Raw genomic sequence first — 20,548 nt, forward strand, 5'->3', positions numbered from 1 at the left:
TCCTTGTGACTCGGAGTTAAACGGCAGGCTCACGACCTCTTTCTTAAACGGTGTTCAATCAGCTGTTCCTCGGTATTAGCTCAAAAACCGGCAAAATATAAGGAGATATTTTTCCGTATGTTTCTCTAATACTCAGGTCAAAACGCTGATTTCACAACCTCTTCCTTAAACGGTGTTCAAAAGCTTGCATCTGCGGTAATAAGTCCAACCAAGTTAAAAACATTAAGAAGCTGTTTTTACTTGGCTGTTCTTATTACTTGATGCAGGGCAGCTTTTTCACAACCTCTTGGTACACGGTGTTCCAGAAGTAGCTTCTTCGGCAATAAGCCGAAATATCACAAAAATTTGAGAAGCAATTTTCGTAAATTCCTTCTTATTTCTTGAAGCTGACCACTTCTGTCACAACCTCTTTGATTACTTCGTTTGATTTTATTTTAATATAAGTTGATTAAAAGAGAGCATGATTTGTTTTATTTTCTCACTAATTTTTCCAACACAACTAAGAATACCATAAAAGCTGATTTTGGAGGAGGTTCCTACTACAAGTCTAAAACGAAATTTAAGACTTTTCCTCATAAAATACTGGTTTATTTTGGTCTCATGTAAAACTCGCTGAAGGCCTCTTCACTTATAAATGCTTCCCCAGCTGCCAGTACGTCTTTCATTTGGATCGAATCGATGATTTCAGGAAGATCAAATAAAGTTCGATCGCCAAATAAACTTTGCGTAAATTGATTGGCAATATATTCGATCGAATTTAATGATTGGAAATATTGTCCAAGCATTTTCTTCTTCAGCAAATCGAGATTTGTTTCTGACACTTCCGGATCATCAGCGAATCCAAGAATGATTTCTTTGACTTTTTCTGCTGCTTTCTCTGGTTCGTCCGTATCTCCGCTGAAGTCCGCAAAGTGAAATTCACGATCCAAGCTGAATTCAAAACCAAAGCTGTCATCGATAATTCCTTGATTGTACATCGCTAGATAGTTTCGAGAAGTATTGCCTAAAATCATTTGGAACAACAGATTGATTGCTGTTTTATAGCGTAACAGTTCTGTTCCTTCTTGCGGCAATGTGTCTAATCCTTTAATACCAAGTACAAATTTATCTCGTGTAATGGCTGCTTCCAATGCACTTTGTTTGATGATTTCTTTTGTGTTTTCAGGGAAATAACGTACAATTTCTTGCTTTGGAGGGAAATTTTTTGCTTCTTGGTTTTCCCGAATAAGTTTCATCAATTTCTCAGGCTCCATCTTACCAACTACAAATAAAACCATATTGCTTGGCTGATAAAACGTCCGATAGCACGTATACAAGTCTTGAGCTGTGATTTTGTCGATACTTTCAACCGTGCCCGCAATATCGATATGCAATGGGTGTGTAGGATACAAGTTATTTAGTATGCCAAAAAACATCCGCCAGTTAGGGTCGTCTTCATACATTTGGATTTCCTGACCGATGATTCCTTTTTCCTTGTTTACAGTTTCTTCTGTGAAGTAAGGTGCTTGTACAAAATCGATCAGAGTCGTCAGATTCTTTTCTACCTGATCCGTCGTAGAAAACAGATAGCTGGTTTTCGTAAAACTTGTGAAAGCATTGGCGGAAGCTCCTTGTTTCCCAAATAATTGAAAGACATCACCATCTTCTTTTTCAAACAACTTATGTTCTAAAAAATGGGCAATTCCATCTGGAACTTTCACCTTTTCTTTTTCACCATAGGGAATAAATTCGTTATCGATCGAACCATAATTCGTACTGAACAAACCATATGTCTTGTGATAGTCATTTTTAGGCAACAAATACACGGTCAAACCGTTTGGCAGTACTTCATGATAAAGTGTTTCATTGATTTGCTCATATTCTGTTTTATTCATTTGCATTTCCTCCTGCTAAAAAGAAGATTGCCTGCAATTCGATTTGCTCAGCTACTTGTTGTATCTCTTTGATCGTTACGCTCTCCATACGTTTCAACCATTCTTCATCAGATAATTTTGTTTCCGGCAGCCAGCTGTCCAAAAAAGAAGCTTCGATTGCCGCTTGCGGAGAGTCTAGAGAAAGCAGATATTGGTTTCTCAGCATTGCTTTTGTCTGAGACAGTTCCAACTCTGTTATTTCACCATTTCGCAAACTTTCTAATTGCTCGTGAATCAGATGAAGTACTTGATTTCGGTTCTTTTCATCGATACCGGTTTGGACACTCATGAATCCTCGGAACGTATCCACGCTACTAGAGGCATAATAAGCTAGACTTTCTTTCTCTCTGACATTCATGAAAAGTTTAGAGTGAGGAAAACCGCCAAATAAACCGTTAAAGACCATTAGCGCAAAACGTTCTGGTTCATCGTAATACACATTTGTCTGATAAGCTAGGTTCAGCTTTGCTTGAACGATTGGCTCACGTACTTGTCGTTCCTTCACGATATTCACTTGAGGTTGGGTATAAAACAGATCTGGATAAACTGTTTCCCGCGACTCAAATGGTAATTGCCCAACTGCTTCAGCTGCTTTGTCCGGATCAACATCGCCGACAACAAAAATGTCGATTTGATCATTTGCCATCATTTCTTGATAGTAGGACGCTAGCGAACTAGCAGTGATCTTGTCCAAATCTTCGACTACGCCCAACCCTGGGATCTTTTGTTCCGGGCTGTTTTCAAAATAAAGTTCTTGCAAGGCATAGGAAGCAAAAGTTTGTTTATCTTCCTTCAAACTTTCCAAATATAGACGCAGATTGTTCTTTTCCAAGTCAAACGTCAACTGATCAAACTGATGATTTTTAATATTTGGATAAAATAAAACCTCTTTTAAAAAATCTACCGCTTGAGAAAAAAGGTTTGGATCATTGACATATTCACCATTCACAAAACTGATCCCTGCGTTTAGCCAATGTAAATTTCCTTTTTTTCTAACTGATAATCCAAAGCTTGCGCCATAAAGCTCTGCAAGTTGCGCACTTAACTTTGTCTGATCCGAATAATTCAAACTATTTGTTTCCAACATGCTGCTGAGAAGTGAACGTTTCGTGATGACTTCTTGTTGCAGACGCGCAGTAAAACGGATAAAAATCCGGATCGTTTTGTATTGTTTTGTTGGTAAGACATGAAGATTCACGCCTTCTGCCAATTGATACACCATATTTATATGCTCCTTTTCACAGTTGATTGCCCGCTTACTCTTTTAATGGGTCAACCTGCCTTTTTTACTTATTCCTCTGCTTGAAATTTATAAGTTCAGGCAATTCGCCGTTTTTTCTAAATGATGTTACACTTTATAGTATAGCATAGATGTTTTTTATCAAAAGAAACAGACGGCTAAAAGCGTATATTGTTTTTTTATTTTTTATTTTTCGATATACTAAAGACAAATAAAAGAAGGGAGGGTCATTCATGATCAAAGAATTCAAAGAGTTCATCATGCGTGGAGATGTCTTGGATCTTGCTGTCGGCGTTGTTATTGGTAGTGCGTTTACAAGCATCGTAAACCAAGTGGTGCAAGGCTTGATCACACCACTAATAGGTTGGTTTGTCGCAATGATCACAGGTACTTCTGATTTAGAAGGAGCACTTTCAATTCTTGACTGGTCGCCGACAAAAGGCGTCACATTTGCGTTTGGTAACGTTATTAGTGCTATCATTACATTTCTGATCACTGGTTTTGTCTTATTCTTAGTTGTCAAAGCGGCAAACCGTGCGAAGAATTTACGCTCCAAAGAAGAGCAAGTGGAAGTGGAAGAAACTCCTACTGCAGAAGATTATCTTAGTGACATACGCGATCTTCTTGCCAAACAAGTGGCAGAAGACAATACACATCCAGTAGAGCAAACAAATCTTTCCGATACTTCTAAATAATAAAGAATCTAAAAAAAAGAAAGCCGATTTTCAGTGTCGGCTTTCTTTTTTTAGATTCTTAACTTGCTACTTGTTCCTTTTTCATGTCGATATGTGGAATATCATCTTCCAAATACACATCTGAGATTGCCTTGAATCCAAACGACTCATAAAAAGCTTGTAGGTATTCTTGTGCGCCGATCACGATTGGTTTTTCTGGAAAATTTTTCTGGATCATGTTAATCGTTTCTTGAACAATCTTTCTTCCTAAACCATCTTTACGGTTGTCCTGATGAACAAGGACACGTCCAAAATGGATACTCTCCGCTTCTTCATATACTCGCGTGTAGGCAAGGATCTTCCCATCAGTATCTTGAAAAAACGTATGCCAAGCTTCTCCATCAATGTCATCAACTTCTTGATAAGGACACTGTTGTTCCACAACAAAAACTGCGATTCGTTCTTTGACGATCGCGTAAAACTCTGCTGTTGACAATTCTTCAAATTTCTTTACCTGATATTCCACTAAGCAAACGCCCCCTGCTTTTTTATTCTTAGCATACCGATTCGCACACAAAAAAGCAAACGAACCTTACGAATCTCAGGCTCGTTTGCTTTTTAAACTGCTTCAGTTAAAAATTCGATCTCAACTGTCCGAGTAAGTACATCTGAATAGCTGTAAGATACTCGTTCAAAAGAATTTTCTTCAGGATCCAAATCAACAACGAATACTGAAGGATAGGTTTCTGTTAAAACGCCGCGGCGTTCTGTTTGACGCTTTCTTCCTGTCTGAGCAACCAACATGATTGGGCTGCCGATACGACCTTCTAAATCTTTCTTGATTGAAGCTAAAGTTGTTGGCATACAGTTCACCTCTACTATCAACTATACCACATATTTTTAAAATTTTCAAGTTTACCATAAAAAAAAAAGAAATGCAATAAAAATAAATAAGAAGCTCATTAAGATTTTTCTAAATTATTCCTCATTATAAAATTTCAAGTGTTTTTTTATTTTGAGTTTTACTCTCCCGTAAGCGCTCATTACTTGCTTGTGATCCATTGCTAAACATTCAGCCATGTCTACAAAATCAACGCCTTGCATATAATAATGAAAAATTTTAGCTTCTATTTTTGAAAACTGGATTTCGCAATTTTCGATTGCTTCTTTTAATAAAAGATGCTGAATTGCTAAAGGTTCTTGCAATGTGATCTCTGCTAAAAAGTCTGGTCCTTCTGTCTCTATTTTTTGGTCGATTGAGACTTCATCTTTTTGATCACGACGCTTCAGCGCGTTCTGCTTCCTCAACAGAGAATAGATTTGATTGCTTATAACGCTTTTATAATAACTTCCAAAGCTAACACCTTTGCTTTTTTCGTAAGTTCTCAATGCCTGATATAAAGCGATCCTTGCTTCTTGTTCCCAATCCTCAGAAACATAATTTCTTAAATAATAGGTGTTTTTCAAACGTAGTAAAAGTGGAAAATATTTTTGATACAGGGCAGCAAATGCTTCTTCGTCACCATTACGTGCAGCGCGCAATAACTCCTCAGACATAAAATAATTCCTCCATAAATTCGTTTATGGAGGAATCTTATCATCAATGATTCATCGAACTGATTAGAACGATATGTTATTTATTTTTTCTCATTAAATCGTCCAATTTTTGGGACAATTTTTTTAACTGCTCTTCATTCCATGGAGAATTACGTCGGAAATCAATAAAATGCATATCTTTATTTTCTTGGGCTATTGTTTTTTCCGTTTTTTTTATCGTCTTATATAATTCATAAGCAGAAGTTCGTAATGCTCCTTGGGAAAAGATCATCCACTGTTCTGCTAAATCGCTTGTCGCCACTGTCACTTGTGTCAAACGGTCATTCAGCTGACCAGCGATTCTCTCGATATAACTGTCAGCCGTTTCGTCTTCTTTCGTAAAAACAACATCCAACTGGTATTTCTTATAATTTTGTTGGATGCCCGGAACTAGTTGGGCATCGAAGACAACGATGACTTCCATTCCTTCATATTTCGCATAATTTGATAAACGATGTAAAAGAGCTTCTCTTGCATCCGCCATTTTGTCCTGCTTTTTAAGCTGGACAAGTTCCGGCCACGAACCAATCATGTTGTAGCCGTCTACAATCAACAGCTGTTTTTTCATGGTCTACTCCCCCTGACGTTGGGAAAAAGCCTGATACATAAGCAAACCAGCAGCAACACTGGCATTTAAGCTCTGGACGTGCCCGGTCATCGGGATCGTCAGCAATTCATCCATTTCTTTTTTCAATCCTGGACTCATTCCTTTGCCTTCATTACCAATGACTAAAGCAATTGATCCTTTGGCATTCCATTTTTGGAAGTTTGTGCCGGTCATATCTGTGCCAAATACCCAAAATCCTGTTTCTTTGAGCTGTTGCACAGCTTGTACCAAATTCGTCACGCGTGCAACAGGGACATGTTCGACTGCCCCAGTGGAAGTCTTTGTTACGATAGGTGTGATTCCAACTGCTCGGTGTTTTGGTATGATCACACCATCGACGCCACTTGCGTCTGCTGTCCGTAAAATCGACCCAAAATTGTGTGGATCTTCGATGCTATCCAAAATCAAAAAGAAGGGGTCTTCTTTTTTCTCTTTTGTTCGTTCAATCAGTTGGTCAAGGGATAAATATTCATAAGGTGTAATCGCAAGAACGACTCCTTGATGCACGCCGTGATCGCTCAAAGTTTCTAATTTTTGTTTAGGAACCCATTTGACTGGCACAGCTTGTTCACGTGCGATTTCTTTCAGTTCTTCTACTTTTTCTCCTCGTGAATCTTCTTGAAGAAAGAGTTTATTCCCTCGCCCTTGTTGTAGCGCTTCTACTGCGGCATGGTGCCCAAAGACGAAATTATCTTCTAATGCTTCTTCATTTTGATCAGAAACTGACTGATTTCGTCCAGTTTGCTTTTTATTTGAATATCTATTTTGTTTTTTGTCTTCAAATCCACGTTTCGATTGATGTTTGTTTGTTCTTTCTTTACCCATTTTTTTCACCAACTTTCTGAATACACCAGCGGATCAATTCTTCCATCCGCTCGGTTTGTTTTGTCAAATGCAGATAGCCCATGAGCGCTTCGAACCCTGTTGCGACCCGATACGTCGTAACATCAGCATTTTTTGCGCTCGTATGGCTTTTAGCATTTCTTCCTCTGCGATAATAAAGTTCTTCTTCTTCTGTCAAAAGATGTTCTTCCAGCATTTGCTGAATCAAAAAGGCTTGTGCATTCGCAGAAACATAATTCGTTGCCGCACGATGCAGCTTATTGGGTTTTGTTTCTCCTTGATCAATCAGGTGGTCACGAACATAGATTTCGTAAATCGCATCTCCAACATAAGCCAAGGCTAAACCGTTCAATTGTGTGTAATCTCTCATGCTTCTCTTCTCCATCGGGTTCCTTGCGGTGTATCTTCTAATAAGATCCCTTTTTCTTTCAACAAATCACGAATTTCGTCGCTTCGGACAAAATCACGATTGCTTCTTGCTTGATTTCGTTCTTCGATCAATTGTTCAATCTCTTCATCTAATAACTCTTCTGCTGTAAATAAAATACCGAAGATCGAAAGCCATTGCGAGAATAAAGCTTCTCCTTGTGCCAAGACAGCGGCAGAAACTTTCGGCTGGTCTAGATAAGTGTTCAGCCACTTAGCAAGCTCATAGACCACTGTGATCCCATTTGCTGCATTAAAATCATCGTCCATTTCTTCGATGAATCGCTGTTCTAAATTTTCTAACAAAGCGATTTTATCCGCATCATCTGCCAAATTCTCTGAGGCAGTTTCTTGGCGGAATTTCAAATTGTCAAACGTATTCTTCAGTCGTTGTAAATTGGTGGCTGCTTCTTTCATCGTCGTTTCACTGTAGCGGATCGGACGACGGTATTGTGTGGTCGCCATGAAGAAACGCAAGACTTGTGGATCAACGTTTTTGATCATTTCATGTACAGTGATGAAATTCCCTAGAGATTTACTCATTTTTTCATCGTCTTCGCCAATCGTTACATAGCCATTGTGCATCCAGTAATTAGCGAATTTTTTCCCTGTTTTCGCTTCACTTTGTGCGATTTCATTTTCATGATGAGGAAATTCTAAATCTTGCCCGCCACCATGGATATCGATCGTTTCTCCTAAATGTTTTGTTGCCATAACGGAACATTCAATATGCCAACCGGGACGTCCTTTGCCCCATGGTGAATCCCAAGAAATCTCGCCAGGTTTTGCTTGTTTCCATAAAGCGAAATCTAATGGGTCTTCTTTTTGCTGCTGTTCTTCCCCTGTACGCTGACTTGCTCCGACTTCCAGTTCATCGATGGATTGGTCACTTAATTTCCCATAATTTTCAAATTTACGGGTACGGTAATACACATCACCTGAAGATTCATAAGCATAGCCTTTTTCAACCAACACTTGAATAAATGCTAAAATATCTGGCATATGATCCATGACTCTTGGATGCAGTGTAGCAGGTTCGACATTCAACGCTTTCGTATCTTCTTCAAATGCTCGGATGAAACGATCAGCAACTTCTGGTGCTGTAATACCTAATTCGTTTGCTGTACGGATGATTTTATCGTCTACATCCGTGAAATTCGATACGAAATCGACTTTATAGCCTCGATATTCAAAATAGCGTCGAATTGTATCGAAAGCAATGGTGCTACGAGCATTTCCGATATGGATATAATTATACACAGTCGGTCCGCAGACATACATACCGACATGTCCCTTTTGTATAGGGATGAATTCTTCTTTTTTTCTGGTCAATGTATTGTAGATTTTTATCATTCTGATCTCCTCACTTTTTCTCCTTTGATTCGAACGACTTTTGCTGGTACTCCTACCGCTGTAGCGTCGTCTGGAACATCTTTCAACACAACGGCACCTGCACCGATTTTGGCGTTTTTTCCGATCGTTACCGGTCCTAATATCTGCGCATTCGCAGAGAGCATGGCTCCTTGTTTAACAGTTGGGTGTCTTTTACCCGTTTCTTTTCCTGTGCCGCCTAATGTTACGCCATGGAATAAAATCACATCGTCCTCGATTTCTGCGGTTTCGCCAATGACGATTCCCATTCCATGGTCGATGAACACGCCAGTTCCAATCGTTGCTCCTGGATGGATCTCAACACCAGTTAGGAAACGCCAGAATTGAGCATTGATCTTCGCCAATAAAAAGAGCCGGTGCTGATATAAAAAATGAGAGAAACGATGCCAAAACAAGGCATGAAAACCAGGGTATGTCAAAACGATCTCAGCTGTCGAACGTGCAGCCGGATCGTTTCTCTTTGCTGCATCAATCGCTCGGGTAAACCAACTCATGACTTTCCACTCCTTTCGTAAGAATTTTATGTAGGAAATCATCTTCTTATAAAGAAAAGAAGCGCCTTTTAAATAAGTTTCCTTATCAAAAGACGCTTTCCGCGTGGTTCCACTTTTCTTCATAATCAATGATTATCTCTGACAGCTAACGCCTGTTATACGTTCTTGGCTACTTTGTTTCCTATAAAACAGTTTTTCCTGTTTTCTGTGTTTCGCCAAGACCACTCCCAGAGGCATTTCGGCAACCATTCATTGATACCTTGCACCACCCGGTATCTCTCTTGTAATGATCAGCTGCTTACTTTTTTCTGTTCATCGTGTTTAGTTCAGTACTTGATTTAAATGTGCTAATGATTTTTCACGACCAAGCAATTCGATCGTTTCAGGCAATTCTGGACCATGCATTTGTCCTGATACAGCTACACGGATTGGCATGAAAAGATTTTTTCCTTTTACGCCAGTTTCTTTTTGAACAGCTTTGATGGCAGCTTTGACAGTTGGAGCATCTACTACTTCCATTTGTTCTAGCTGTGCTTTGAATGCGTGGAGAACAGTAGGAACTGTTTCACCAGCAAGTACTTCTTTTGCTGCTTCATTCAATACAGGATGTTCATTGAAAAATAGCGTAGACAGATCAACGATTTCTGCAGCATAGCTCATTTGAGGTTGATACAGGCTAACGATCTTCTTCACCCATTCGATTGTCTTTTCATCTGGGTTTTCTGCTACACGTCCATCAGCGATTAGATAAGGCAGACACATGTCAGTAAATGCATCTAGATCCATTGCTTTGATGTAATGGTTGTTTACCCATTGCAGTTTTTTCGCATCGAAAGCTGCGGGTGATTTACTTAGGCGTTTTGGATCGAACATTTTGATCAATTCTTGGTGTTCGAAGATTTCGTCTTCGCCCACAGGTGACCAGCCCAATAATGCAATAAAGTTGAACATTGCATCTGGTAGATAGCCTAATTCGCGATATTGTTCGATAAATTGCAAGATTGATTCGTCACGTTTGCTTAGTTTTTTACCTGTTTCACTGTTGATGATCAATGTCATATGTCCGAAGGTTGGTGGTGTCCAGCCAAATGCTTCATAGATCATCAGTTGTTTTGGTGTATTGGCAATATGGTCATCTCCACGTAAAACGTGAGTGATTTTCATCAAATGATCATCGACCGCAACAGCAAAATTATAAGTTGGCATACCATCGCGTTTTTGGATGACAAAGTCGCCACCGATATTATCGGATTCGAACGAAATAGCGCCTTTCACCATATCTGTAAATGCGTATTCTGTATTGCGAGGCACACGGAAACGTACAACAGATTCTAGACCTTGTGCTTCTTTTTCTGCTTGTTCTTCAGGTGTCAAGTTCGCACATGTTCCTGCGTAATGAGGCATTTCTCCTCTTGCGCGTTGTGCTTCCCGTTCTGCTTCTAATTCTTCTTCTGTGCAATAGCATTTGTATGCTCGATTGCTAGCAAGCAGCTGATCAATCAGCGGTTGATAGATTTCTTTACGTTCAGATTGACGGTAAGGGCCGTATTCTCCAGGATTTTCAGGAGATTCATCCCAATTCATTCCCAACCAAGCAAGGTTTTCCAACTGGCTTTTTTCGCCATCTTCGATATTACGTTTTTGGTCAGTATCCTCAATACGAATAATAAAGTCTCCATCATTGTGGCGGGCAAACAAATAATTGAATAATGCAGTTCTTGCATTTCCAATATGCAGGTGCCCAGTTGGACTTGGTGCATAGCGTACGCGTACTTTCGTCATTTTCTTCCTCTTCTTTCAAACTAGACTTTGACTAACAGCAAAAATTCCGTCAGTTACGGCTTCTCAAATATCATTTATTTAAAGCCACTCAGCACAAATTTTACCTTTTCTAAGGTAAATAGTAAAGCCAACTGGTTGAATTTCCTTACCAGTTGGCTGAATTTCTTTTTTATTTTGATTGTTTAGTCTTTTTCTCTGTCTCTTTTTTATTGTCGATTCCTCGTCCTGCATGTGCAGGTTTAGCAAAGATCATGCGTCCAGCAGCTGTTTGAAGGGCACTTGTTACAACGACTTCGATACGTTCATTCATGTAATGCTGTCCATCTTCTACGACAACCATCGTGCCGTCATCAAGGTAGGCTACTCCTTGTTGGCGTTCTGTCCCGGCTTTTACTACTAGAACATTCATCGTTTCACCAGGGATGACGACTGGTTTTACGGCATTTGCCAACGCATTGATATTAAGAACAGGTACATTTTGGAATTCAGAGACTTTATTCAAGTTATAGTCATTGGTTACAATGACACCATCTAAAAGCTTAGCCAATTTGATCAATTTGCTGTCTACTTCACTGATATCTTCAAAGTCTCCATCGTACATTTCGACAGATATACCCTCTTCTTTTTGCAAGGCATTTAGGATATCTAATCCGCGACGACCACGCACACGTTTCAAACTATCCCCTGAGTCCGCGATGTATTGTAGTTCGTAAAGAACAAAATTAGGGATCATCAAGGTTCCTTCTAAGAATCCAGTCTTTGTAATATCATAAATCCGACCGTCAATGATCACGCTTGTATCCAAGATTTTATATTTATGGAAATTTTCTCCTGATTTTCGTTCTAACAGTTGACTCTCAACTTGACTAGCTGTTTCTTGCTCGATTTTTTTGCTTCGTGAACCAAAAACTTTCTTCCATTCTTCGATTCGTGTCGTTCCCATTCTCAATCCCAGATAGCCTAAGATGATCATCAGTAAAATCGGCAATACACTATTGACGAATGGAATTTCCATATTGTAAAGAGGGGTCGAGATCACAACACCTAAAGTCAATCCGATGATCGCACCGATCGCACCGAAGAGAAGATAAGTCAAGCTGACCTCACTTAGTTTTTGTTCTACTTGTTTGATAATAGCTGAGATATGTTTGGCCAACAGCAAAGATAATAAAAAGAAAATAAGTGCGCCTAACAGGCTGTTGGTAAATGTATTATTCAGCCATCCGTTTGACTGTTGACCGATTGCCTGCCAAGCTGAGGGTAAAAATGAAATACCCAAGCTTGCGCCGACAATGATCATCAGCAAAGTAATGACACGTTTTTGCATCGTTTTTCCTCCGTTTCGACAATCATTTATTAGTTAGCGGAACACACGCTTCAACGTTTCAGCCAAAGTTGCTACTCCAACTATCTCGATTCCTTTTGGCGCTTCCCAGTTACCTAAGTTGTTTTTAGGTAGGTATACTTTTGTGAAGCCGAGTTTTTGGACTTCTTTGACTCGTTGTTCAATATGACTGACACGTCTGATTTCTCCAGTCAGTCCAATTTCACCGATGAAACATTCCGTTGGCTGTGTTCCTTTTTCTTTATAGCTTGAAGCAATACTGACAGCGATAGCTAAATCAATCGCTGGTTCATTTAATTTTACCCCACCTGCAGCTTTTAAGTAAGCATCTTGATTCTGAAGAAGCAACCCAGCTCTTTTTTCCAGCACTGCCATGATCAGAGATACCCGATTGAAATCAAGACCTGTTGTTGTTCGTTTGGCATTTCCGAACATAGTAGGTGTGACTAATGCTTGGATCTCTACCAAAATTGGACGTGTCCCTTCCATTGCCACAACGATAGCAGAGCCAGTTGCACCGTCTAGGCGTTCTTCTAAGAAAATCTGTGAAGGATTAGCGACTTCTTCCAATCCATGCTCATGCATTTCAAAAATCCCAATCTCATTCGTTGAGCCAAATCGGTTTTTTACTGCTCGCAAAATCCGAAAACTATGATGTTGTTCACCTTCAAAATATAACACCGTATCCACCATATGTTCTAACATTCTTGGGCCGGCGATCGAGCCTTCTTTGGTAACATGACCGACGATAAAAATGGCTATCCCATTTGTTTTAGCGGTTTTGAGTAGTTCTGCAGTGGTTTCTCTTACTTGGCTGACACTTCCTGCCACACTTGTGATGTCTGGCTGCGTCATCGTTTGGATGGAATCAATGATAACATAATCAGGGGAGATATGTTCGATGGCACGACTGATTTCGTTCATATCTGTTTCAGCGTATAGATAAAATTCTGTGTTGATACTTCCGAGGCGTTCCGCGCGTAATTTTATCTGCTCTGCGCTTTCTTCGCCGGATACATATAAGACTTTTCCGCCTATGGCTGCTAATTGCTGAGAAACTTGTAACAGCAAAGTGGATTTCCCGATACCTGGATCGCCACCAATCAAGACCATAGACCCTGGCACCACACCTCCGCCTAACACACGGTTCAGTTCTTCTAATTTTGTTTTGATCCGAGGTTCTTTTTTAGGGACGACGTCTGCGATTTTTGTTGGTTTTGCTTTTTCTCCTGTCAAACTTGTCCGAGTTCTGCGGTCCGTTGTATCTTGTTCGATTTCTTCGACCATCGTATTCCATTTTCCGCAATTTGGGCAGCGTCCCAAGAACTTAGGCGACACATACCCGCAATTTTGGCAAACAAATTGTACTTTTGATTTTTTTGCCATTGTACCGCCTCCTTTTATCCTAATCATGAGACATTAAATCAAGCTTAAGTATCTTTAACGTTTTATTTACTGGAAGAACCAAATCCGCCTTGACGTTGAGCAGTCGTTTGATCTTGATCTGCTTTTAAAAACGGCAAAAAGATCCCTTGGCCGATACGCTCGCCTTTTTTGATCACTACATCCTTGAAACCAAAGTTGGTGAATTGGAACATGATATGGCCTTCATTTGCCTCATTATTGTAATAATCACTGTCAATCACACCTACTCCGTTTGTCAACACTAAAAACCGCTTCAACGGATTGCTTGAACGGTTAGCAAGCTGCAAAAATTCATCTTCTCCCATGTAAGCTTTGATTCCAGTAGGCACGAGGGTTGGTTTCAATTGTTTTTCATTTTCTGATACATCTTTTTTCAATCCATCTGCGACTGTTTCCAACCCCTTTTTCCAGCCTGCTTTCCAGATACTTGGAATCACGACCTCTTCTGCTGCTTCAAAATCATAGCCAGCAGCATGATGTGTAGCGCGCTGCGGTAGATTGATATTTTGATCTTTATATTTAGAAATAACTTCAAATCCTCTTTTTCTCACCGGTTTTCCTCCCTAAATAAACTACTCCTATTCTAACATATCCGAGGCTGTAAAAGACTTTCTTTACAAATTCTTCAAGAAATTCTGCTATCTTAAAGTAAACCATTAATTCGTTCTTTTTCCAAACGACTGCAAGTTGTACAAAAAAACTATTTTTTACATGACTTTACTCGTCAAAACAAGTAGAATAGAACGAAATTAATGAGTGGATATTTGATTGAGGTGTCACATGCGTAAAGAAATTAAAAATGCAAAACGAATTATTGTCAAAGTAGGAACAAGTACATTGATTTATCCCAATGGAAATATCAATCTTGCGGCAATCGATCAGTTAGCTTTTGTCCTTTCTGATCTTAGAAATCGGGGAAAGGAAGTGATCTTAGTCTCATCAGGAGCTGTAGGCGTTGGTATGCATAAATTACATTTGTCAGAACGTCCGACTTTGATTCCTGAACAGCAAGCTGCGGCGGCTGTTGGTCAAGCCGAACTGATGAATATCTATAATCAAAGATTCAGTGTATATAATCAACAGACGGCACAGATCCTCGTGACAAGAGACGTGGTAGATTATCCTGAAAGTCGTAAAAATGTGAGGAATACATTGGAACAGCTTTTGATTATGGACACGATCCCTATCGTGAACGAAAACGATACTGTAGCAGTGGATGAATTAGATCATCTGACAAAATTTGGCGATAATGATCAGCTGTCAGCCATCATGGCAAAACTTGTCGCGGCAGACCTTTTGATCGTCCTTTCTGATATCGACGGGTTTTATTCAGATAATCCGACTACAAATCCCGAGGCTCAGATGTATCGCTATATCGATAAAATCGATGAAAAGATTCTGGCACAAGCAGGTGGTGCTGGTAGCACATTTGGAACAGGCGGTATGCAGAGTAAATTAAAAGCCGCTTCTAGGATATTTGAAGCAAACAGCGCAATGATTTTAGCAAATGGAAAAAATCCGGCAATTATTTTTGATATTCTTGCAGGAAAAGAAGTAGGTACTTTATTTAAGGAGGACTTGAAATGACTGACTTGATGCAATTAGGACAACAGGCAAAAGATAGCGCGCAACAACTAGCACTTATGCCTACAAACCGCAAAAATGAGCTACTTGTTCAAATGGCACAAACCATCAAAAAGAATCAACAAGCGATCATTGAAGCAAATCATAAAGACTTAGAAAAAGCAGTCGAAAACAATATCAGTGAAACGATGCAAGACCGCTTGCAGCTGACACCTGAGCGAATCAATGCCATGGCTACAGAGATCGAAAAAATTGCTTCGTTAGACGATCCTATTGGAAAAGTAGATGAGATGTGGACGAACACCGACGGATTGAGAATCGGCAAAAAGCGCGTGCCACTAGGCGTGATCGGCATCATTTACGAATCTCGTCCAAATGTCACGACAGATGCAGCTAGTCTAGCATTCAAATCAGGGAATGCCGTTATCCTTCGCGGTGGCAAAGAAGCATTCTTCTCGAATCAATTATTAGTCCAATTATTGCAGCAAGTACTGGTCAGTGCTGGCGAATCTCCTTATGCCATCCAGTTTGTCGATGATACTTCTCATGAAACTGCAGGACAGTTGATGCGATTGACAGAATACTTAGATGTGCTGATTCCTCGAGGCGGAGCAAAATTAATCCAACGAGTCAAAGAACAGGCAACGGTACCTATCATTGAAACAGGTACAGGAAATAATCACGTATATATCGATAAAGAAGCACAGTTATCTATGGCAGTGAACATCATCGTCAATGCAAAAGCTTCCCGTCCATCTGTCTGTAACGCGGCAGAAACATTGCTGATCCATTCTGAGATCGCACCTTTTTTCTTGCCAGCTATTGAAAAAGAACTGGTAGAACACGGGGTCTCTTTACGTGCGGATGCTCGTGCGTTAGAATATCTAGAGACGGCTGCTTTAGCAGAAGACACAGATTGGGATACTGAATATCTAGATTATATCCTTGCTGTCAAAGTGGTCGATTCTTTGGATGAAGCAATTGCACATATCAATCGGCATAATACTAAACATTCAGAAACGATCGTGACAGATAGTTATGCGGCTAGTCAACGTTTCTTAAATGAAGTGGACGCGGCGGCTGTCTATGTCAATGCCTCCACTCGTTTTACAGACGGATCGGTATTTGGTTTTGGTGCAGAGATTGGTATCTCTACTCAAAAGTTGCATGCCCGTGGTCCAATGGGGTTAAATGAATTAACTTCCACAAAATATATCATTTATGGCGATGGACAAATCCGCGAATAATGTTTCGTGTGAAACATTATTCCCGCCTTTTGCCTTTTTTCTGTAAAGGTTCTATCCAACTAGAAAGGTGTCAATATGTTTGAAATTTTAATGATTTTTTTTATTTACCTTATTTCTCTGAATATCGCTGCTTTTCTGGGAGTCGGTATTTTATCCCTTTTCTTTCAATTCAAAAAACGAAGCATAGGGAGTCAACGGGAAAAATGGTCGCAGTATTTTGACAAAATCGGGCAAAAAGGGCTGGTTACACGCTTGCACATTAGTTACATGGTTGCATTATGCTTATTAGCGACAATCAATTACTATTCTTTTTTCGATCATTCAATCGCTTATACGATTACGCTACTGATTGCTGGGATTTTTCACTTATCTTATAAATATCAGCTGAATAAAAACCACTTGAATCGGACTTTCCGCTAAAAAATATCCGTACGATAAGTAGAGTGCCTTGAAGATCGGCAAAAAACTGCCGGACTTTTTAGAGGCTGTGACAAAGATTTTGTCACAGCCTCTTTTTCCATATAAACGGCGTTCGCCTACCAGCTGCCTGGTAAATCTGTTTCCTCTTCGTTAAGAAGCGAAAATCCGTCAAATGTTTCGCCATCATAATAACGAAGCAGCTCATCCATGGACAAGTTCATCGTTTTTTCTTTTTCTTCTTCCGCTGATTCAGCCAGTAGCTGTTCCCGATACACCTGATACATACCAGCTATTTTTTGCTGCATCGCTTTTCTAGTTTCACCTTCCGCATTGATTATTGGCAATTCTTTGATATAGCCACGATAAATCAACCGATCATCTGAAAATTCAATGGGTAATTCAACGAGTGTCAACCCGACTTCCTGAAAATATTCTTCCAGCATCTATTATCCCCCCATTCTTTTTCTTAAATGAATTTTAGCTTACCTACTGAAAATTTTCCAGTTTCATTATTTTGAGAAAAAAAGGGAATGTGACAAAAATCGTGTCACATCCCCTTTTTCCGAATAAATGGTGTTCTTCTGCCAACTCCTCAATCATAAGTCACAATATTCAACAAACATGAGAAACTGTTTTTTGAAATTGTTCCTTGTGATTCAGAGTTAAACGACAGTCTCACAACCTCTTGGTAAACGGCGTTCAATCAGCTGACCCTCGGTATTAGCTCAAAAAACGGTAAAATATGAGAAGCTATTTTTCCGTTTTGTTTCTCTAATACTTAGGATAAAACGCTGATTTTACAACCTCTGTTAAACGGTGTTCAATCAGCTGTCCTTCGGTATTAGCTCAAAAAACGGCAAAATATGAGGAACTATTTTTCCGTTTGTTTCTCTAATACTCAGGACAAAACGCTGATTTTACAACCTCCTGATAAACGGTGTTCAAAAGCTTGCATCTGCGGTAATAAGCCCAACCAAACGAAAAATATGAGAAGCTATTTTTGTTTGGCTGTTCTTATGACTTGATGCAGGACAGCTTTTTCACAACCTCTGATTTCTTATTCTTCTTCATTTGTAGCAAAATAATTACGGTGATAAATGATACAACATACACTGATAAGAACAATGGCACCTGCAAAATAAAACGCATAGCTTTCACCAATATGTTCACCAATCACACCTGCAATAAATGGTGCTAAAGCTCCACCGAAAAAGCGGACAAAACTATAGCTGGACGAAGCAACGTTTCGTTGCAGACCTGGTATTTCCATAGCAATCGTCGTCAACAGTGTATTGATAATTCCTTGGAAAAATCCTGCTAACACAATGCTGATCGGTACAAGGACTGGCATAGAAGTTCCAGCTCCTAATAACAGCAAACAAATAATGAATAAGACAAATGCTGCTAAAATTGTCCGATAAGTCGTAAACTTCCGCTCAAGAGCCGGTGCAACGAAAATCGAAGCAATAGCCAGAAGCACACCCCAGCCAAAAAATACAAAACCGACTTCTAATTCAGAATAGCCAATCAATAAAAATGGCGCATACGCAAGTAAAGTAAAGAATCCGAAATTATATAACAATGCGATTAGTCCAACTGAACGAAGTTTATGATTGCTTAACGCTTTGACACCTTCCCAAAGGCCTACTTTTCTCTTTGGTTTCTCAGTTTCAGGTAAAAGTACCGCTAGGGCTATAAAACCGCAAAACATCAAAAATGCTACCCCAAAAAATGGATAACGCCATGAACCACTGCCCAAGACCCCACCGACTAGAGGGCCAACAGCCATTCCGCAGCCAAGTGCTGCTTCATACATCATGATTGCTTTTTCTGTGTTACCAACTAAAATACTGACGATCGTTGCTAAAGCAGTAGAGACAAATAAAGCATTCCCGACACCCCAGCCGGCACGTAACCCAATCAGCATTCCGATATTCCCAGATAATCCGCCAAGACCAGCGAATACAACGATGATAAACAATCCTGTCATCAATGTTTTTTTCAAACCGATCCGACTAGATAAGAAACCTGTAAATAGCATCACCACACCAGTGACTAACATGTAACTAGTAAATAACAGGGTCGTTTCAGCTGGCGTAGCGTTTAACTGTGCAGCAATCGTTTTTAAGATTGGGTCTACTAGACCCACTCCCATAAAAGCGATCATACAGGTAGCTGCTACAACTAGCGCTGAACTTTTCCCCTTTGTTTCTTCATTTGTTTGTTCTTGTATATCTATTTGATTCTCCAATATTTCCATCCCTTTCTCTCTATTAGCATCATACATGATTTATTTTACATGTCAATATGCACATGTAAAACGTGGAAACTTTACTGTGATATAATAAAGAAAATAAGACGAGAGGTAGGATTTTTATGAATACTTTAGCCTATATATTATTATGCGTGCTTTTATCCAAACCACGTTCTGGGTATGAATTGAAGCAGCTGATCACAATTTTTTGGGAAGCCCATCACAGTCAGATCTATACAACGCTTGCCAAGTTAGACCAGCAGGGTTATGTGACCGTTTTGGACAAAGACGAGCACTCTCAAAAAAAGATCTACCACTTGACTGATGAAGGACGTGCTCTTGTAGAGGAATGGATCAAAGAGGAAACTCCCGCTCCTACGCAAAAAGATGAATTTCTAGCAAAAATCTATGCTTTTTCGACGCTCGATAAAACAACAGCTACTGGACTGCTATTCACTAGAGAACAACAGCTGAACAAAATCATGCAAAAAAATCAAAAAAAATTGAATGACCTCTCGCTAGACAAGAAACAAGAATTTGGACGTTATGTTGTGATCCAGCGCAGAATTATGCTTTGTCAGCAGGAACTCCAATGGTGTCAGCAAGTAAGAGAACAAATGCAGCAGTTTTTTGAGTAAGGGATAAACAGAACCTTTCTAGAAATATCTATTGAAGAGCAAATTATCTTCAATAAAAGAGCAATACAGTTGGAAAAGAAAAAGCGATCCGAACGACAGGCCAAAACCTATCGTTCGGATCACTATTTTTCTAGAACTGCATTCAAGAGACTATGACAAAAAGCATGCCAAGGCCTTTTTTCAAATAACAGTGTTCCATCATTCATTACTTTGAATTGCTTTTAGCACACTTCTTGAAAGCGGGCCAACGATGATCAACTGCAACGGTAAAGCGGCAATCACATTCATTTTCCAAGCATTCATATAAGCAGAGAATAATTGATCAGGTATTCCTTGTTCCATGATCACACCGAATAAAGACATACATGTCACCATTCCTAAAACCATCAAGCATGAAATAGTTAAGATCATTTGGACCTTGCTTTCTGGATTTACTGGTAGTTTAAAGGCAATTTTTTTCGCCAGCACACCGATGATGAAGACATCCAAAATGAAAGCCACCACGAATCCAGGCACTAGACCAATCAACAAACTTGATAAATGAAGATCTTGATGCAGCCATAAATTATACGCGCTCATCCCCAAGACCATCAAAAAACACATCATTGTTGTAAAAATTATTCCTTCTTTTTTATTTGTAGGCAATCTGTACCACTCCTTTAAATTTG

At 39.6% G+C, this 20,548-nt stretch carries 22 protein-coding genes and 1 other annotated feature; of the genes, 5 read left to right on the forward strand and 17 right to left on the reverse strand.

The window, feature by feature from the left end; genetic code table 11:
• Positions 1-587 precede the first annotated feature (587 nt).
• Together yfmH and yfmF are read right to left on the reverse strand one after the other, a co-directional pair.
• Positions 588-1,874 (reverse strand): EF-P 5-aminopentanol modification-associated protein YfmH, encoded by a 1,287-nt coding sequence (gene yfmH / locus ACIFUW_RS12910; protein ID WP_002287425.1) that lies wholly within the window; start codon positions 1,872-1,874, stop codon positions 588-590.
• Complete coding sequence (gene yfmF / locus ACIFUW_RS12915) at positions 1,867-3,135, reverse strand: EF-P 5-aminopentanol modification-associated protein YfmF (RefSeq protein WP_002302836.1); 1,269 nt, start codon at positions 3,133-3,135, stop codon at positions 1,867-1,869. Before yfmF ends, yfmH begins: the two co-directional genes overlap by 8 nt.
• A gap of 251 nt (positions 3,136-3,386) precedes the next feature.
• Here yfmF and mscL point away from each other — a divergent pair, with 251 nt between their 5' ends.
• The gene (mscL, locus tag ACIFUW_RS12920) at positions 3,387-3,848 is read left to right on the forward strand and encodes a large conductance mechanosensitive channel protein MscL (RefSeq protein WP_002287431.1); all 462 of its coding nucleotides are present in this window, start codon (positions 3,387-3,389) and stop codon (positions 3,846-3,848) included.
• A 58-nt stretch (positions 3,849-3,906) separates the two neighbouring features.
• On the opposite strand, the gene ACIFUW_RS12925 is transcribed toward mscL, so the two are convergent.
• The 12 genes from ACIFUW_RS12925 to ACIFUW_RS12980 form a co-directional block, all read right to left on the reverse strand.
• Positions 3,907-4,353 (reverse strand): GNAT family N-acetyltransferase, encoded by a 447-nt coding sequence (locus tag ACIFUW_RS12925; RefSeq protein ID WP_002305536.1) that lies wholly within the window; start codon positions 4,351-4,353, stop codon positions 3,907-3,909.
• Between the two features lie 92 nt (positions 4,354-4,445).
• The gene (locus tag ACIFUW_RS12930; protein WP_002287434.1) at positions 4,446-4,691 is read right to left on the reverse strand and encodes a Veg family protein; all 246 of its coding nucleotides are present in this window, start codon (positions 4,689-4,691) and stop codon (positions 4,446-4,448) included.
• A 114-nt stretch (positions 4,692-4,805) separates the two neighbouring features.
• Positions 4,806-5,384, reverse strand: coding sequence for a sigma-70 family RNA polymerase sigma factor (locus ACIFUW_RS12935; RefSeq protein ID WP_002303450.1), 579 nt, complete (start codon positions 5,382-5,384; stop codon positions 4,806-4,808).
• Between the two features lie 76 nt (positions 5,385-5,460).
• Positions 5,461-5,991, reverse strand: a complete 531-nt coding sequence (locus tag ACIFUW_RS12940) for an NYN domain-containing protein (RefSeq protein WP_002287439.1) — start codon at positions 5,989-5,991, stop codon at positions 5,461-5,463.
• Positions 5,992-5,994: 3 nt separating this feature from the next.
• Positions 5,995-6,855, reverse strand: a complete 861-nt coding sequence (rlmB, locus tag ACIFUW_RS12945; RefSeq protein ID WP_002287441.1) for a 23S rRNA (guanosine(2251)-2'-O)-methyltransferase RlmB — start codon at positions 6,853-6,855, stop codon at positions 5,995-5,997.
• The gene (locus ACIFUW_RS12950; RefSeq protein ID WP_002293091.1) at positions 6,848-7,243 is read right to left on the reverse strand and encodes a Mini-ribonuclease 3; all 396 of its coding nucleotides are present in this window, start codon (positions 7,241-7,243) and stop codon (positions 6,848-6,850) included. Before ACIFUW_RS12950 ends, rlmB begins: the two co-directional genes overlap by 8 nt.
• Entirely contained in the window at positions 7,240-8,652 is a 1,413-nt protein-coding gene (cysS, locus tag ACIFUW_RS12955) for a cysteine--tRNA ligase (protein WP_002287445.1), read from the reverse strand. The genes ACIFUW_RS12950 and cysS overlap by 4 nt, the downstream gene beginning before the upstream one ends.
• On the reverse strand, positions 8,649-9,185 hold the full coding sequence (epsC, locus tag ACIFUW_RS12960) for a serine O-acetyltransferase EpsC (protein WP_002287446.1): 537 nt from the start codon (positions 9,183-9,185) through the stop codon (positions 8,649-8,651). Before epsC ends, cysS begins: the two co-directional genes overlap by 4 nt.
• A gap of 85 nt (positions 9,186-9,270) precedes the next feature.
• Positions 9,271-9,510: a binding site (T-box leader), on the reverse strand.
• Positions 9,507-10,967: a glutamate--tRNA ligase gene (gene gltX, locus ACIFUW_RS12965; RefSeq protein ID WP_002287447.1), complete on the reverse strand. Its 1,461-nt coding sequence runs from the start codon at positions 10,965-10,967 to the stop codon at positions 9,507-9,509. It overlaps the preceding feature by 4 nt.
• A gap of 169 nt (positions 10,968-11,136) precedes the next feature.
• Positions 11,137-12,294 (reverse strand): PIN/TRAM domain-containing protein, encoded by a 1,158-nt coding sequence (locus ACIFUW_RS12970; protein ID WP_002287448.1) that lies wholly within the window; start codon positions 12,292-12,294, stop codon positions 11,137-11,139.
• A 33-nt stretch (positions 12,295-12,327) separates the two neighbouring features.
• On the reverse strand, positions 12,328-13,698 hold the full coding sequence (gene radA, locus ACIFUW_RS12975) for a DNA repair protein RadA (RefSeq protein WP_002303449.1): 1,371 nt from the start codon (positions 13,696-13,698) through the stop codon (positions 12,328-12,330).
• A gap of 62 nt (positions 13,699-13,760) precedes the next feature.
• On the reverse strand, positions 13,761-14,288 hold the full coding sequence (locus ACIFUW_RS12980; protein ID WP_002287450.1) for a dUTP diphosphatase: 528 nt from the start codon (positions 14,286-14,288) through the stop codon (positions 13,761-13,763).
• Positions 14,289-14,517: 229 nt separating this feature from the next.
• Between ACIFUW_RS12980 and proB the strand changes: the two genes are divergently transcribed.
• The 3 genes from proB to ACIFUW_RS12995 all read left to right on the forward strand — a co-directional run bounded on the left by proB (position 14,518) and on the right by ACIFUW_RS12995 (position 16,988).
• Positions 14,518-15,324 (forward strand): glutamate 5-kinase, encoded by an 807-nt coding sequence (gene proB, locus ACIFUW_RS12985; RefSeq protein WP_002287451.1) that lies wholly within the window; start codon positions 14,518-14,520, stop codon positions 15,322-15,324.
• The gene (locus tag ACIFUW_RS12990) at positions 15,321-16,568 is read left to right on the forward strand and encodes a glutamate-5-semialdehyde dehydrogenase (RefSeq protein ID WP_002298218.1); all 1,248 of its coding nucleotides are present in this window, start codon (positions 15,321-15,323) and stop codon (positions 16,566-16,568) included. Before proB ends, ACIFUW_RS12990 begins: the two co-directional genes overlap by 4 nt.
• Positions 16,569-16,643: 75 nt before the next feature.
• A complete protein-coding gene (locus tag ACIFUW_RS12995; protein WP_002287507.1) occupies positions 16,644-16,988 on the forward strand; it encodes a hypothetical protein in 345 nt (114 codons plus the stop codon).
• Positions 16,989-17,104: 116 nt separating this feature from the next.
• Here the strand turns inward: ACIFUW_RS12995 and ACIFUW_RS13000 are convergent, their stop codons facing one another.
• Positions 17,105-17,431, reverse strand: a complete 327-nt coding sequence (locus tag ACIFUW_RS13000) for a hypothetical protein (protein ID WP_002287453.1) — start codon at positions 17,429-17,431, stop codon at positions 17,105-17,107.
• Between the two features lie 614 nt (positions 17,432-18,045).
• Positions 18,046-19,248 carry an MFS transporter gene (locus ACIFUW_RS13005; protein WP_002296013.1) on the reverse strand — a complete coding sequence of 401 codons (1,203 nt, stop codon included), beginning with the start codon at positions 19,246-19,248 and terminating at the stop codon, positions 18,046-18,048.
• Between the two features lie 116 nt (positions 19,249-19,364).
• On the opposite strand from ACIFUW_RS13005, the gene ACIFUW_RS13010 reads away from it, so the two are divergent.
• Positions 19,365-19,880 (forward strand): PadR family transcriptional regulator, encoded by a 516-nt coding sequence (locus tag ACIFUW_RS13010; protein WP_002287456.1) that lies wholly within the window; start codon positions 19,365-19,367, stop codon positions 19,878-19,880.
• A gap of 198 nt (positions 19,881-20,078) precedes the next feature.
• On the opposite strand, the gene ACIFUW_RS13015 is transcribed toward ACIFUW_RS13010, so the two are convergent.
• Positions 20,079-20,525 (reverse strand): DUF2798 domain-containing protein, encoded by a 447-nt coding sequence (locus ACIFUW_RS13015; protein WP_002287457.1) that lies wholly within the window; start codon positions 20,523-20,525, stop codon positions 20,079-20,081.
• Positions 20,526-20,548: the final 23 nt, after the last annotated feature.

Source organism: Enterococcus sp. PLH-Efm8 (genome assembly GCF_053011625.1).